This is a genomic window from Nonomuraea sp. NPDC051191, assembly GCF_044455665.1.
GTDB lineage: Bacteria > Actinomycetota > Actinomycetes > Streptosporangiales > Streptosporangiaceae > Nonomuraea.
The window spans coordinates 369,071-383,791 of record NZ_JBITEZ010000002.1 but is presented as its reverse complement, the minus strand read 5'-3'; the positions used below and the strand labels follow the sequence as shown (position 1 = coordinate 383,791).

Genomic DNA, 14,721 nt, shown 5'->3' with positions numbered 1-14,721 from the left:
CTGTCGAGGGTGGGATCAGTGCAGGTCGGGGGCCTGGTCGGTCCAGCCCGCCGTGAGGACGATCTGCGAGCCGCCCGTCCCGCCCGTGTCGGTGCCGGCGAGGACCTGGGAGGTGGCCGGATCGATGATCAACGTCCGCCGGACTCCGGCGGGGAGCGGATAGCTGAACGCCTCGCCGGAGCGTCCCCTGGGGTCGGCGCGGCGTCCCAGGTAGCGGACGTCGGGCAGGTCGGCGAGCGCCCGGTAGGCGGCGGCGCGGACGGCGGGCGGTGACGGCTTGCTCCACAGCAGGCCGCTGAGCGCGTCGGCCAGCAGGTCCGACGAGCCGGTGGGCAACATCGAGGCGACCCGTTCCCTGAGGGCCACGGGGTCGTCGGGCAGCTGCTGGATCTGCCGGAACGTCAGGTCGCGGCCCGCCATGCTGAACGGCGCCCGGCCGGTCACGGGCACGGCACGCCCCGCACAACTCTCCTCGGCGGCCGAACCCGAGGTGCAGGTCCACGCTTGGCCGGTGCTGGTGGCCCAGAGCTCGGTCAGGCGGTCGCCGTCGTGCAGCCGGCTGATGTGCCAGTAGGCGGCCTGCTGCCCGGAGGCCGCCGTACTGGCCGCCGCGAGCAGGATCGAGCGGCCCGGCGCGGCGGACGGCGTGCCCCGGACCAGCATGAGCGCCACGGCGAGTGCGGCGGCCGTGGCCAGGGACAGCGCCGACAGCCGGGCCAGGCGCCTGCGGCGGCGCGCGGCCGCCACTCGCCGCCACACCCTGGCCTGGGCGTAGGGTGCGGGCGCCGGATGCCCGTACAGGTCACGAACGGCCCCCAGGTCGTCGGGCGCGGGGGGCGGGGTGGGGGTGCGGAGGTGGGGGTCAGGCATGGGTGGCCTCCTCCAGGACGTGGGTGCCGAGCCGGCCGCGCAGCTTCCTGCGGGCGCGGCTGAGGCGCGAGCCGACGGTTCCGTACGGGATGCCGAGCGCGGTGGCGATCTCGTCGTGGCTCAGCCCGGCGAGCGCGACGAGCAGCAGCACGTCGCGGTCGCGCCGGTCGAGCTCGGCCAGGGCGGCGGCCAGGTTCGGGCGCAGGCTCTGGGCGCTGACCCGCAGGGCGACGGCCTCCTCGTGGCCGGGCGCGTCGGCGTCGGGACCGAACCGGCCGAGTGCCCGCAGGGTGCGGGCCTCCAGTCTGCGCTGCTTGCCGATGAGGTTCGTGGCGATGCCGTAGAGCCAGGCGCGTACGCCCGCCCGCGACGGGTCGTAGTGAGCGCGCTTACGGAAGGCCGTCAGGAAGGTCTCGGCGACGATGTCCTCGGCGTGGTCGGGGCCGAGCCGCTGGGCGACGTAGGCGTGGATCTCGCCGAAGTACTGGTCGAACACCTCCTCGAAGCGCTCGTCGAGCGTGCGCTCGCCGGGTGCGCGGGCGGCCCACGGCACCGCCGTCGCGATGGTCTCCCCCGTCATGTCCAGCCTCCGTGCGTCAAGTGGTTCATCTCTTATCACCCGACGCGCCGGATCACTTTCACGAAAGTTCGGCGAGGAAGCGGCGGATGTCCGCGATCTCGTCCTGGACCGGGCCCTCGGGCAGCTCGTCGAACGGCTGCACGCTCACCTGCGCCCCCTTCCTGGACCACACGCCCCTGACCATCCCGCCGGCCAGCACGACCGGCCGCAGGACGCCGCCGCCGGGGAACACCTTCGCGGCGTGCTCGGGGGCCAGGACGCCGTCCCTGCCGCGCCAGCCCATCAGGTACTCGTCGAAGGCGGGCGCGAGGCGCAGCACGGGCTCGCCCGGCTCGGGCGGGTCCTGGGCGGCGCTCGTCCGCCAGGCCGTGCGGGCCTCGCCGAGCGGCAGGCCCGACCAGGCGGCCAGGTCCTCGGGGGTCGCCGGGTGGTGGGCGCGCCGGTAGCGCACCGCCAGCTCCTTCAGCGCCTTCCCGCGGTCGGACTCGGGGACGACGGGCGCGCCGAGCCAGTCGCCCGCGTGCACGTACGTCGGCTTGCCCACCCGGGACGGGCCGAGCACGGCCAGGCCATGATGGGCGGCCAGGGCCATCAGGTGCACGACGCCCTGGCCTCGGGCCCGTCCGGCGAGGCGCTCCTCAAGCTGGGCCTTGGTCAGCGGGCCCTGGCCGGCGAGGGCCCCCTCGGCGAGCGGGAGCAGGTCGTCGCCCGTGACGCCCTCCTGGCGCAGGCGGCGCAGGGCACTGGTGTCGCTGCTGGTGAGGGTGTGGATCCAGGGGAGGTCGTCGGCGTGCACGAAGTGCAGCGTGCCGCGCGGGCCCCACGTCCTGACGATCTCGCGGGCCTGCCAGGCGTCCTCGACGGCGGACGGCGTGAGGGTGGCCGAGCGGGCGCGGAAGGCCAGCAGGGCGGAGGGCACGTCCTGGGCCTGGATCGCGGTCAGGTGCCTGACGACGTCGGCCGCGGCGAGGCCGGGCGGGCGGTGCAGGAGCTGGGCCTCGGCGCTTCTCATGGTCTGGATCATCGCAGGAGGAGGCGGTCGCGCAGGCGGGTGGGGAGGGGGGTGCGCGACCGGGCGGCGCGGCGGACGGCGTCGCTGTGGTCCCATGCGCGGGCGGCGTCGGCGTCGGTGACGTCGTCGGGGGCGTACCGGACGAAGTTCGAAATTTCGGCCAACGGCCTGAGATGGGGGGTGATGTCGGGTGGTTGGCCGGTCAGGACGTCCTCGGCGGTCAGCGTCCGCCTGCCGCCCAGCCGCAGGTCGTCGCAGGTCTGCCGCCAGGCGCCGAGCACGCGTTCACCGGGCGCTCCACCGCTCCGCCTGGACCGCCTGCGCCACCAGGGCAGCACGGCGGCCGTCACCGCGTACGCCACCAGCAGGCCCCCGCCCACGGCGGCGCCGAGCACCCAGGGGGACGGCCCGCCGCCGGGCCGGACGTCCTCACTGCGAGCCTTCGGCCGCGACGTGCCGGACCGGTCGCCGTCCCCACGCGTGAACTCGCCTTCCAGCTGCTCGCTCTCCTCGATCGCCGAGGAGACGACGTCATGATCGTCCTTGGCGCCGCTGCGGCCCGGCGTGGGGTAGAACGGCCGCCAGCCCAGCTTCTCGAACTTGATCTCCGCCCAGGCCATGACGTGCCCCGACTTGACGCGATAGATCCCCCCGGACGCCTGCCCCGGCCGGAAGCCCACCACCACCCGCGACGGCAGCCCGAGCGTCCTGGCCATGAGCGCGAACGTCGCCGCGAACTGCTCCGACGTGCCCCGGTGCGTGGTCCGCAGGAAGAACTCCAGGCCCTTGAGCGAGTGACCGGGCGGCGCGGTGACGTCGTAGGAGGCGCTGGTGCGCAGGTAGCTCTGCAACCGGTACGCCTGCTTGATCGGCGCGTCCGCTCCCTTGGTCGCCTCCTGCGCGAGCTCGCGGAACAGCGCCTCCTGCGGACCCGCCGGGAACGCGGTCAGCTCGGGGTCGTCGTGCGCCGGGGTGGCCGCCAGCAGGTCCGCCTTGGACGGCTGCGGCACCTTCGAGGTCACCTCGTAGGTGAAGCCCTTGCCGGGGCTCGGGCCCGTCCCCGGGGCGGGGTCGGCCAGCAGGGCGCCGCTCCGCGGGTCGGTGGCCAGCCCGCGTACCCCGGTGACCTCGACCGGCCGTTCGGCGGCGGGCAGCCACGTCCCCGGCAGCCCGGCGAAGGTCACCCGCTGGCGTACGAGCCGCGCGGCCCCCGTCCACTCGCCCTCGGGGATCCGGCCGCCCGTGGGCTGGAAGCGGGCCCCGGACGTCCAGCGCACGCCGTCGTAGCGGTCGAGCACGGCCAGCCGCCAGTTGAGCGGTTTGTCCGCCCTGACGGTGAACAGTTCCCTGTCGGGGATCTGCAGCCAGCCCGACACGCGGTCCAGCGGGCTGACGCTGTCCACCCGCCGGGGCGGCGGCAGGTCCGCGTCCTGCCTCGGGTCGTACGGCTGCGCCGCCACGGGCAGCAGCGGGCCCAGCACCAGGGCCAGGGCCGCCAGCGCGGCGGCGACCGGCAGGCCGCCGAGCAGCCAGAGCGGTGAGCGGTCGTCGCGGATCAGGGCGAGGGCCGCGACGAGCACGAACAGGGCGGCGGCGACCGGCAGGTTCGAGCCCTCGCCGTGCACGCCGAGCAGCAGCGCGGCGGCGTACACGGCCAGGGCGGGGACGGCGGCGGCGATCCTCGTGCGGGTACGGGTGAGGGTCTCGGCGCCGATGACGGCGGCTGCCCAGACGAGCGTGTGCACGAGGACGAGCAGGCGCGGCTCGGGCTGGGCGGGGAGCAGCGTGGTGAGCAGCGCCTGCCAGGCGTTGGCCACGTCGGCGAGCACACCGGGGGCCAGGCCGTGGTAGAGCGGGATCGTCCCGGCGAACCAGGCGACGAGGTCGAGCGCGAGCGCCAGCCACAGGGGGCGTCGCGCGGTGAGCGCCGCCACCAGGGCCGGGGCGACGGCCGCGGGGACGACGGCGAGCAGCAGGTCGCCGCCGGGGAAGACCCGGTGAAACCCCCACCCGGCGACCCCGCAGACCGCGGCCACCACCCCAAGCCCGACACCCCCACGCCACCCCACCCCGGACGCGGAAGCAACGGACGCGGAAGCAACGGACGCAGAAGCAACAGGCGCGGAGACGACAGGCGCGGGGGATTCGGGGGTTCTGGTTCGGTGTGCCCTCGGCGCGGGGTCCGGGGGTGTCATCGGGGGGCCCAGGCGAAGGGGAGGGTGGCGAGGTCGGTGAGGGGGATGACCGTGACGCCGGGCGCGACCACCGTACCCGGCCCGGTGTGGACGCAGATGACCCGGTCGAACCGCCGCCGGACGCCGGCCGCCCGTCCCACCTCGGCCGCGTCACCGGTGACCAGCACCAGCGACCCGCCCCCACGCGCCACCCGCATCGTCTCCGCCACGCCCGCCGGGCCGGGCCGGGCGAGGGCGAGCCGGTCGAGGATCGTGTCGGGATCGGCCTTGGCGTCGGTCGCGACCCCCTCTCCGGCCTGCACCCGCACCGGGAACCCCGCGCGGGCCGCCGCCACCGCCACGGACGCCGCCGCGTCCACCGCCAGTTCCGTCAGCTCCCGCGTGTCCAGGACGACGGTCGTGGTGGGCAGGCTTGCGTCGATGAGCTGGCGGACCATCAGCGTGCCGGTCCTGGCGCTGGAGCGCCAGTGGACGTGCCGCAGGTCGTCGCCCACGACGTACTCGCGCAGGGTGTGGAAGGTGACCGTGCCGCTGGGGGCGTTGTCGCTGGTGGGCCCCTCCAGGTGGTGGGCCTTGCCGGACGGCGGCACGGGCAGCGCGACGGTGCGCGGGCGGACGAGGAGGGTGACGGCGTCACCGTACCGGCGCACCCGGCGCGTGAGGCCGAACGGGTCGGCCCGGACCAGCAGCAGCGGCCCGACCGGGATCTCCCCGCGCACGTCGGTGGGCAGCGGGTACGACACCGTGCGCGCGGCGTTCCTGGGCAGCCGCGGCAGGCCGATCAGGTGCTCCGACGCCCCGACGCGGTCCTGGACGCGCAGCCCCGACAGGCCGCGCCGGCCCCGGTTGACCACGTTCAGCACGGCGACCGCCGCCTCGCCCCGCGGCACCTTGAGCGGCGTCACCTCGCGCCGCACCTCCAGGTCGGGCGCGGGGGCCGTCCAGGCGAGCGCGGCGGCCAGCGCGAGCACGCCGCCGGTGGCGAGCACGACCGGCTCGGGGTAGCCCAGCGCGAACCCCGCCGCGTAGAGCGCCGCCGAGCCCGCGAGCGTGGCCCACCCGAGCGGGGTGAACAGGGCCGTGAGCCGCATCTACGCCGCCTGCGGCACCGGCGTCCCGGCGAGGATCTCGCCGAGCGCCGACGCTGCGCCGACCTCGCGCAGCTCGGCCTCGGGCGTCAGGATCAGCCGGTGGGCCAGCACCGGGACGGCCAGCGCCTTGACGTCCTCGGGCACCACGTAGTGCCGTCCGGCGGCGGCCGCCTTGACGCGGGCGGCGCGCAGCAGCGCGAGGCTGCCCCGCGGGCTCGCGCCCAGCCGCAGGTGCGGGCTGGTACGGGTGGCCCCGCACAGCCCGACGATGTAGTCGTAGACGGGGTCGGCCACGTGGATGCGGGAGGCGAAGTCGATCATCCCGGCCACGTCCGTCGCCCGCGCCACCACCGGCAGCCGTTCGACCTGCGGCCCGGTCGGCCCGCCCTTGAGCACCTCGACCTCCGACACGTGGTCGGGGTACCCGACGGAGATCTTCATCAGGAACCGGTCGAGCTGGGCCTCGGGCAGCGGGTACGTGCCGTCCATGTCCACCGGGTTCTGCGTGGCCACCACCAGGAACGGCCGCGGCACCGGGTGCGGCTCGGCGTCCACCGTGACGCGGCGCTCCTCCATGACCTCCAGCAGGGCCGACTGGGTCTTGGGCGAGGCCCGGTTGATCTCGTCGGCGAGCACGATGTTGGCGAACACCGGCCCCTGGTGGAACTCGAACCTCTGGTGCGCCTGGTTGAAGATGGACACGCCGGTGATGTCGCTGGGCAGCAGGTCGGGGGTGAACTGGATGCGCCGCCACTCGGCGTCCACGCTGGCGGCGATCGAGCGGGCCAGGGTGGTCTTGCCGGTGCCGGGGACGTCCTCGATGAGCAGGTGGCCCTCGGCGAACAGGCAGATCAGGGCCAGTTCAATGGCCTCGTGCTTGCCGCGGATGACGCGTTCGATGTTGCCGGCCAGGAGCTGGAACCGCTGGGCGAACTGGCCCGCCATGGCGGCGGACTGTTGCGGCGGGGGTTGCTGCGGGTAGGCGTGGGCGGTCTGCTCGAACTGGTCCTGGTAGTTGTACTGGGTCAACCGAGTCCCCCTCCTCAGTCGGTGCACTCGAAGAGCGGTGGCGCCGGGAACGAGCCGCGGGGCGTGGTCATGAGCGTCTCGCTCAGGTAGGCCACACCACCGTTCCACTCGATCCTGTTCCAGACGACGCTGGTCTCCTTGCTCTCGTCCTCGGTCACGCTCTGGCCCTTGACCTGGCAGATGACAGTGATCGTGAGGTACTGCCCCTTGGGGATGCGACCCGCCTCGCCGGTCTTCGTCGCGGCGGGGCGGACCAGCGTGTCCACCACGTTGTTGTTGGCGTTCTTGTACTGCTGCCTCGGATAGGCCAGGTCCACGTCGGCGGTGGCGACGTCGGGGCTCTCCCCGGCCGCGTTCGTGGCCTTGAGCCTGAAGGAGTACTTCGCGTTGTTCTTCAGCCCGTCCACGGTGAACGACGTGCCCTTGATCGCGTCGTTCGCGGCCCCGCCGCTGAGCTGGTACATCACGTCCGGATCGCCGTTCTCGGGGGCGTTCCAGGTCAGTTCGGCGCCCCGGTTCCTGGGCTTGGCGGCGAAGTTCGACGGCGCGCCCGGCGCCACGCACGGCCTGGCCCCGGCGCTCTGCTCCGACTCCACCTCGCCGCCCTTCCAGTGGGCGACGACGACGAAGGTGTACTCCCGCGCGCAGTCCCCGCCGGTGAACTCGAACTGGAAGGGCCCGTCGCCGGCCACCGACTCCGGTTCCGGCCGTCCCTCGCCGGACGCCTTGAGCGTGTAGCGCTCGACCTCGCCGCCCGCGGACGGGCTGAAGGTGACGATCACCCGGCCGGGGCCCGACCGCGCGGTCACCGCGCCGGGCGCGCCGGGCGCGGTGCCGGTGGTGGGCGTCGGTGTGGACGTCGGTGTGGACGTCGGTGTGGACGTCGGGGTCGGGGTGGGGGCCGGCGTGGCCGTCCTGGCCGGGCGGCGTGGCCGTTCGGCGTCCTTCGTCCTGGTCGGGTCGGGTTCGCTGGTCTCGGGCGGGTCGTCCGGCGGCGGCGGATCGGTGTTCGTGGGGTCGGGGCGCGGGGTCTGCTTGGGCTTGGGGGTGTTGGTCGGCCCCGGTACGTCGGAGTCGTCCTTGTCCACGTCGTGCTTGCGGCCCTCGGGGTCGATGACCACGGCCTTGTCGCCGTTCTCGTCGTTGGCCCAGAGCAGGCCGTCCTTGACGAACACGTCCACCGGGGCCGGCCGGTCCGCCACCTGGAGCGTGGTGGGCTGCCCGCCGGCGGCGCTGTCCCAGACGATCAGCGCGCCACGGCCCTTGTCCGGTACGTACACCTTCGCCCCCAGCACCTGCGGCACCCCGAGCCCCGCGGGGTCGTCGATCGCGAACTTGGTGCTGAGGACGGCGTTCGAGGAGGTGTCGATCACGACGAGCAGCCCCGAGTCGCCCGGCGTCAGCACCGGGACGAGCGGGCCCTCGGTCGTGGCCGGGGTGAGCACGCCGCCCTTGGCCGCCCGCGCGACCTCCTTGGGCAGGGTGATCTCGCCGACGCCGCCGTCCGAGCCGATGGTGACGGCCGTGGCGGCCCGCGTGTTGACCACGACGGGCAGGCCACCGGCGATGGTGACGGCCAGTTCCTCGCCCGGTTCGCCCACCTTGACGGGGGTCGCGGCGACGCCGCCGGACACCGGCACGACCTCGCCCCTGGCGGTCACCGGCACCCACAGCCGGCCGCCGCCGTCGATGCGGGCCGCGCCGAGCGGTCCCGGCAGCGTGATCGGCGCGCCCACGGCGTTCAGCGTGACCGGGTCGATGCGCTGGACGCGGCCCGCCGCCGGATCGACGGCGTACGCGGTGCCGCCGGAGACGGCGAGCTGCATCCCGGCCGCGCCGAGGTCACGGGTCTGGGTGACGGTGAGCTGGCTGGGCTCGACCCGGCTGACGAAGCCGGTGCCGTCGTCGACGAGCAGCACGTTCGTGCCGTCCTGGACGACGCGCAGCCGTTTGCCGGCCTTGTCGTCGAGGTAGCCGTCCACCTCGCCGGACAGGCCGTTGACGTGCACGACCTTGCCCCGGGCCGTGGTCCACAGCCACGCGCCGACGTCGGCCAGCTTGGGATTGGCGCTGGAGACGCCCACGCCGAACCACGCCGCCGCGGCCACCAGGACCACGGCCGCTCCCCCGGCTATCAAGGCCGTCGCCCGGTCACCTCGGAGCACACGGATGGACAACCGTCACTCACCCCGTATGTACGATCACAGAGAGTTTGCCCCGCTTTTACCGGGGATCACCCTAGCGGGCAGGAGTCCCATCTGCGCCCGTACCGACTGGTAGCCCGCGTCGGGTTCCGAGTCTGTCGGTGTGAAGCCGTACCTTAGTGCGCGTGTCCGAACAGCCCCTGACCCTCGACGCCGCCCTCTCCGAGGAGGCGGTCCTGTCGACCTACCGCCGCATGTTCGCCGCGCTGGCCCGTGACAGCGGCGCGGTGGTCGACGACCCCGCCCTGGTCGACATCGCCGAGACGCTGTTCGCGGCGTTCGCCGAGGCGGGCGAGGAGTGGCTGACGCACGAGCAGATGCGCTTCGCCTGCCGGGCCTACCCGAGCGACCAGTTCGACAACCGGCTGCGGGTGCTCAAGGGGCTCGGCGCGATCCGCGAGGTGTTCCCCAAGCCCAACCAGCTCCGCTACCGCGCCTCGTTCACCAGCGTGGTCGGCCTGATGTTCATCCGCCGCATGATGGACGACGGCGGCCAGTCCGAGATGCACCGCCTGCTCGCCCTGGAAGACCTCAACGTCGCCGACCCCCGCACCACGATGGAGGAGGCCCGGCAGAGCGCGGTCAACCTGGCCCGCGCGTTCCGCCTGTGGGCCCTGGAGCTGATCACGCTGACCACGGGCACGATCGAGGAGCTGCGCGAGCAGGCCCCCAAGCTGTGGGGCACCGAGGAGATCGCCCGGCGCGCCCAGGGCCTCCACGGCACGATCCTGACCCGCTGGCCCGAGCTCGACCGGGTCTGCACCGACCTGCGCGCGTCCATCTACTCCTACAGCGACGCCTCGCGCCGCGCCGCCGGCCGTCTGGCCGACTCGGCGGGCACCACCCGCAACCTGACGCTGCTGCCCACCGAGACGTGGCGCACGTTCTCCCAGACCGCCTCCAAGGAACGCCTGGCCTCGGTCCTCGACGGGTTCGTCTTCGACGCGCCCGCGCCGTGGCACGATCCGGCCGCCGTCGCGCGGGCGGTCGACGAGGCGCCGCGGCCGGCGCCCGTCCAGCCCACTCCCCCGCGTTCGGCGCTGCCCGACCCCGGGCCGGAGGGCTCGCTCGACTCCTCGCCCGGGGCCGCCGTCGAGCGCCTCACCCAGGTGGCCGAGTCGCTGCTCGGCACGGCCTCGCGGGTCGCGCTGGCCGACGTGATCGGCTCCGACTGGCCCTCGGTCCGCCGCCTGCTCGCCGACCTGACCACCGCCGACCTGCGCCCCGAGCTGCCCTACCGGCTGGCCTGGTCCGACGGCCTGACCGTCGATCCCGACGGCGAGCCCGCGTGGCTCTCCCACGGCTACCTGGAGCGCACCTCATGACGTCCACCGGTTCTTCCGCGGGCCAGGCGCTCGCCCACGCGCGGGCGCGCTCCGGCGGGCCGCTGCGGCTGGGGGCCGGGGTGCCCGCGCCCGCCGGGATGACCCGGCTGACCCGTCCCGACTCCACCGGGCACGCGCTGCCGGTGTGGCCCGACGGGGTGACACCGTCGCTGCTGGAGGAGTACCAGGTCGCCGCCGTGCCGGTGGAGCGGGCCGGTGAGACGCGGCGGGTGCTGGCGGCCACGCTCAAGTGCTGCTGGAACGATCTTTCCGTCGATCCCTGGCCGGGCGATCCGGCGCCCGTCGAGCTGGTGCTCGACACGTACCGGGCGTTGATCGGGCGTACCGACGACCTGATGCGCAACTGGGCGCGGGGCGCGCTGCGGCGGCTGCACGACTCGGCGTGGATCGTCCTCGACGACGGGGTGGTGACGCTCGGGCCGCGCTGCGCGCTGTGGCCGGTGGAGTCGCACGCCCAGTTGCAGGAGCTGGTCCGCCGCCTGCCGGAGCCCGAGCGGCCGGAGCTCACCGTGGTGGCCGACGCCGACATCGTGGCCGCGGCGGTCCTGCCCCTGCCCGGCGCCGGTGGGCGGGCCGAGCCCGGCCTGGCGGAGTTCGACGACCTGCTGGGGGCCTACGACGAGCGGCGGCGGGCCGAGCTGGTGGCGGCGTTCATGGTGGTCGAGCACGCGGCCGATCCGGTCCCGGAGGGCCGATTCGCCGCGCTGCGCGATCCGGCGCTGCGCCACACGCTGGGCGAGATGCTGGCCCGCCGCGGCCGCGCCCTCATCCAGCTCCGCGAACGCTGGACCTCCGGCTACGACGACACCCACACGGCCGCCCTGGCCCGGCCCCAGGCCCCCGAGCCCCCGCCCGTCTCCCCGGCCGGAGATCCGCCCGCGCCCGAGGAAGAGGCCGAGAGGTCGGCGGATGCCGGGAGTGCGGGGCTCGGGGTCGGTGAGCGTGCGGTGCTGACGCTGGTGCTGGTGCACTCGGTCGCGATCCCCAGGGCCGAGGGCCTGCTGCCGGAGGACTCGTGGCTGTCGCCGCACCCCACCCCGGTCGACGAGCTGCGCCGCCACACCCAGGTCCCGATCGGCGAGCTGGAGTCGGCGCTGCGCACGCTGCGGCACGCCGGCCTGCTGGCCCAGGTGAAGGCCGGCGAGGAGGCGGGCGGCTACGTCCCGGGGCCGCAGTTCCACCGGCTCACGCCGGCGGCCAGGCGGCGGTTGCAGGAGGAGCTGATCCTGGCCGCCGGCCCGCACACGCCGCTCGCGGCGGCCGTACGCGCCCGCAGGTCGGCGCAGTGAACGTCATGACAGATGGAAGGGTTACGGGGGTTCGGGTGTCGCAGATGGAGAACGTCGTCGGAGACCGGGTGCTGATCGCCGTGCAGGCGGTCAACATCTCACGGCTCTCGACCCATCCGGTGCCCACGGTCCCCGGCACGCTCATCGTCGTCGCGGGCGCGGGCCCCAAAGACTCCAACGGCGCGGGCAAGTCGTCGTTCATCGCCTCGATCACGGCGCTGCTCGGCGACGAGCAGTGGCGGTTCGCCTCGGGCGCCAAGGCGGTCTCCGAGCTGCTCTTCAACGCAGAGCTGGCCAGCGGCGCGGGCGCCCGTCAGTGGGCGAGCGCCGACCACGGCTACATCGTGGGCGTCTTCGGCCCGCCCGGCATGGACTCCTTCTCCCCGCCGCCCGCCCCGGCTCCGGTCGAGCAGGTCGCCGCGCAGGACCTCACCCTGACCGAGGAGGGCGAGGAGGTCGAGGAGGACAGCGCGGAGCTGTTCGAGGTGCCCGACACCTCCGGCGGGGCGATCACCGTGTGGCTCAAGGTCAACCAGGAGGCCCCCCACCTGGAGATCCGCTGGCGGGAGGGCGTCCACCTGGCCGCCTCGCCGTCCGAGGCCGAGCGGGTGGCGCGGGCCGACGAGATCTGGGCGTCGCTGCCCAGGTCCGCCGGCAAGCGCGACGTCGTGGCCCGCGACCTGACCAAGGTGCTCTACGGCGACCGGGTCAGGTGCGTGTCGTTCCTGTCCACGTCCGTGCGCAGCAAGGTCGCCACCAACCTGCTCTCCCAGCCGCTCAACGAGATCTCCCCCGAGCGCGTCTTCGAGGCCATCGCCGCGCTCACCGGCCTCGACGCCGAGCTGGAGCAGGAGCGCGAGGCCCGCCGCGACGAGCACGCCAAGCGGGTGCGGGCGGCGCAGGCGGCCGACCGGCTGGCCGAGTTCGAGGTGGAGTCGAAGGCGCTGCTCGGCACGTTCGACCGGCGCGACCAGGCCCGGGTGCGCCTGGCCGAGGCGTTGCGCTGCTGGCGCGGCAGGCAGGCGCGCAAGCTCGCCGACGCCGCCGCCAAGGACGAGCTGCTGGCCGCCGACCTCGGACGCCACCGCGCGGCCGGCGAGTCGGCGGCCGAGGCGATCGCGCTGGTCAAGGCCGAGATCACCACGCTGCGCGAGGACACCCTCGACCGCCAGGTGTCCCAGGCCCGCAAGGAGCTGGCCGCCCTGCAGGCCCGTACCACCAAGCTCGACGCCGACCGCGCGGTGGCCGAGAACTCCGCCGACGAGCTGCGGGCCGCGATCCCGGCCCTGGAGGAGACGCGCAGGTTCGCCGACGGGCGCGACGTGCCCGCCGCCGAGGGCGAGCTGCGGGAGGCCGGGCTCCGGCTCAACCAGGCGCTCAAGGCGCTCGGCGTGGCCGACCAGGAGGTGGCCTCGGCGCGGGCGGCGCTCGACGACGCGGAGGGCGGCCCGGCCGCGGCCCAGCTCGACGCCCTGTCGGCGGCGGGCGTCGGGGCGACCGGCCTGCTCGACGCCCTCGACGTGGCCGAGCAGGCCCGCGACGCCGCCCTTCCCGGCGGTGGCCTGCGCGGCTGGCCGCACGAGCACGCCGTCATCGTCGACGCCGCGCGGCTCGGCGAGGCGGCCCGCGCCCTGGCCGGCCTGCCGGGGTCCGTGCTGGTCAGCGCGGCCGGGGTGAGCGTGGTGGGGGCGTTCGACGGGGTGGCGACCGGGCGGGAGGCCCGGATCAAGGCCGCCGGGCAGCGGCTCAACCGGGCCGAGGACGCGCAGGAGAGCGCCGCGGAGGTGGTGCGCGAGGCCGAGGAGGCCGTCGCCGAGGCGCAGCGGCGGCTGGAGGGCGCGCGGGCCGGGGTGCGGCTGGCGGAGCTGGAGGACCGGCTGGCCGAGCGGCGTGAGCGGCTCGTCGGGCTCAACGCGGCGATCGAGGAGCTGGCGCCGAAGGTGGCCGAGGCCGAGCGGCAGGCGGGCGCGCTCGACTTCCGGGCCCGTACCCGGGACATGGAGATCGAGCGGCTCGACGGGCGGCGGCAGCGGCACGAGAGCGAGCGGGCGCAGGCCCGCGAGCAGGAGGCCAAGGTCACGGGCGAGCGCGAGGCGCTCAGGCTCGACGCGCTGGCCGCCGACTGGGGCGGCACGGTGGAGACGGCCCGCGAGTGGATCGCGGCGCTGCCCGAGGAGGAGCGTCCGCGGGCGGCCGAGGAGTGGTGGCGGATCGCCGAGCGCCACTTCGACCAGGCGCTGCGCGACACCTTCCCCGAGGAGGACGCGGAGATCCCGGAGGAGCTGGCGTTCCTGCTGTCCGAGCGGGGCGGCAGCACGGCGCGCGAGCAGGCGACGTTCGCGGCGGTGTGCGGGGCGCTGGCCTCCTACCTGCGCGGCCAGGAGGAGTACGAGAAGCACCAGCGGCGGCAGATCGAGGCGCAGGTCGTCTCCCGGCAGCGCGACCTGGCGGCGGCGGCCCGGGGCGCGGAGGAGGCGGCGCAGTCGACGGCCGTGCACCGGGCGGCGCTGACGGCGGCGATCAAGGCGCGGCTGACGCGGGTGGCCGAGGAGTTCGAGAAGCTCGACACCTCCTACGGCGGCTACGGCGCGACGCTGGAGTTCCCGGTGCCGCCCGCACCCGCCGACCCCGAGCAGCGCTGGCAGTGGCGGGTGACGCCGAAGTGGCGGCGGGGCGAGGGGCAGGGGTTCGTGCCGTACAACCGGCGGGCCAACACCGCGCTCATGGACGAGAAGGCCGTCAAGCTGGTGTGCGCGGCGGCCATCGCCTCCTCCGGCGGCGGCCATCTGTGCCTGGTGCTCGACGAGCTGGGCCGCAACCTGGGCAAGGAGCACCGCAGGGAGGCGGTCGCGCTGTTCCGGCGGATCGGCGAGACGTACGGGATCACGGTGATCGGGGCGTTGCAGGACGACATGGAGCCGTACGCGATCGACGCCTGCGGCCAGTACGTCAAGCTGCGGCGGTCGTCGGACGCGATGCCGTACAACGAGCCGCCGGTGATCGTGGGCCATGACCAGCACGCCGAGCGGGTGCGCTCGCTGGCCGCGTACGTCGACCGGGGTCAGCCGGTCGAGCACGCGGTCTAGCAGGCCCGCGGGGCAGGTA

The 14,721-nt window shown here is 74.8% G+C and carries 10 protein-coding genes; 3 read left to right on the top strand and 7 right to left on the bottom strand.

The features are described from left to right. Positions 1-15 precede the first annotated feature (15 nt). From ACIA8R_RS06405 to ACIA8R_RS06375, 7 genes are all read right to left on the bottom strand, one after another. Complete coding sequence (locus ACIA8R_RS06405; protein ID WP_364089574.1) at positions 16-870, bottom strand: hypothetical protein; 855 nt, start codon at positions 868-870, stop codon at positions 16-18. Continuing rightward, a complete protein-coding gene (locus tag ACIA8R_RS06400) occupies positions 863-1,450 on the bottom strand; it encodes an RNA polymerase sigma factor (protein ID WP_364089577.1) in 588 nt (195 codons plus the stop codon). The genes ACIA8R_RS06405 and ACIA8R_RS06400 overlap by 8 nt, the downstream gene beginning before the upstream one ends. 58 nt (positions 1,451-1,508) lie before the next feature. After that, positions 1,509-2,462 carry a winged helix DNA-binding domain-containing protein gene (locus tag ACIA8R_RS06395; RefSeq protein ID WP_397036904.1) on the bottom strand — a complete coding sequence of 318 codons (954 nt, stop codon included), beginning with the start codon at positions 2,460-2,462 and terminating at the stop codon, positions 1,509-1,511. A gap of 8 nt (positions 2,463-2,470) precedes the next feature. After that, positions 2,471-4,501 (bottom strand): DUF3488 and transglutaminase-like domain-containing protein, encoded by a 2,031-nt coding sequence (locus ACIA8R_RS06390; RefSeq protein WP_397036902.1) that lies wholly within the window; start codon positions 4,499-4,501, stop codon positions 2,471-2,473. 152 nt (positions 4,502-4,653) lie between these two features. Next, complete coding sequence (locus tag ACIA8R_RS06385; RefSeq protein ID WP_397036900.1) at positions 4,654-5,748, bottom strand: DUF58 domain-containing protein; 1,095 nt, start codon at positions 5,746-5,748, stop codon at positions 4,654-4,656. Beyond that, on the bottom strand, positions 5,749-6,777 hold the full coding sequence (locus tag ACIA8R_RS06380) for a MoxR family ATPase (protein WP_364089589.1): 1,029 nt from the start codon (positions 6,775-6,777) through the stop codon (positions 5,749-5,751). 14 nt (positions 6,778-6,791) lie between these two features. Then, a complete protein-coding gene (locus ACIA8R_RS06375; protein WP_397036898.1) occupies positions 6,792-8,894 on the bottom strand; it encodes a fibronectin type III domain-containing protein in 2,103 nt (700 codons plus the stop codon). A gap of 212 nt (positions 8,895-9,106) precedes the next feature. Here ACIA8R_RS06375 and ACIA8R_RS06370 point away from each other — a divergent pair, with 212 nt between their 5' ends. Genes ACIA8R_RS06370 through ACIA8R_RS06360 form a run of 3 tightly spaced genes read left to right on the top strand, consistent with a single transcriptional unit; the run spans position 9,107 to position 14,702 of the window. Further along, positions 9,107-10,306: a hypothetical protein gene (locus ACIA8R_RS06370; protein ID WP_397036896.1), complete on the top strand. Its 1,200-nt coding sequence runs from the start codon at positions 9,107-9,109 to the stop codon at positions 10,304-10,306. Continuing rightward, complete coding sequence (locus tag ACIA8R_RS06365) at positions 10,303-11,616, top strand: hypothetical protein (protein WP_364089596.1); 1,314 nt, start codon at positions 10,303-10,305, stop codon at positions 11,614-11,616. The genes ACIA8R_RS06370 and ACIA8R_RS06365 overlap by 4 nt, the downstream gene beginning before the upstream one ends. A gap of 44 nt (positions 11,617-11,660) precedes the next feature. Then, positions 11,661-14,702: a chromosome partitioning protein ParA gene (locus ACIA8R_RS06360; RefSeq protein ID WP_364089599.1), complete on the top strand. Its 3,042-nt coding sequence runs from the start codon at positions 11,661-11,663 to the stop codon at positions 14,700-14,702. Positions 14,703-14,721 lie beyond the last annotated feature (19 nt).

Coding starts and splice junctions, on each gene's coding strand:
- ACIA8R_RS06365 (WP_364089596.1), top strand. CDS start 10,303: ATGACGTCCACCGGTTCTTCCGCGGGCCAGGCGCTCGCCCACGCGCGG.
- ACIA8R_RS06395 (WP_397036904.1), bottom strand. CDS start 2,462: ATGAGAAGCGCCGAGGCCCAGCTCCTGCACCGCCCGCCCGGCCTCGCC.
- ACIA8R_RS06385 (WP_397036900.1), bottom strand. CDS start 5,748: ATGCGGCTCACGGCCCTGTTCACCCCGCTCGGGTGGGCCACGCTCGCG.
- ACIA8R_RS06360 (WP_364089599.1), top strand. CDS start 11,661: ATGGAGAACGTCGTCGGAGACCGGGTGCTGATCGCCGTGCAGGCGGTC.
- ACIA8R_RS06400 (WP_364089577.1), bottom strand. CDS start 1,450: ATGACGGGGGAGACCATCGCGACGGCGGTGCCGTGGGCCGCCCGCGCA.
- ACIA8R_RS06405 (WP_364089574.1), bottom strand. CDS start 870: ATGCCTGACCCCCACCTCCGCACCCCCACCCCGCCCCCCGCGCCCGAC.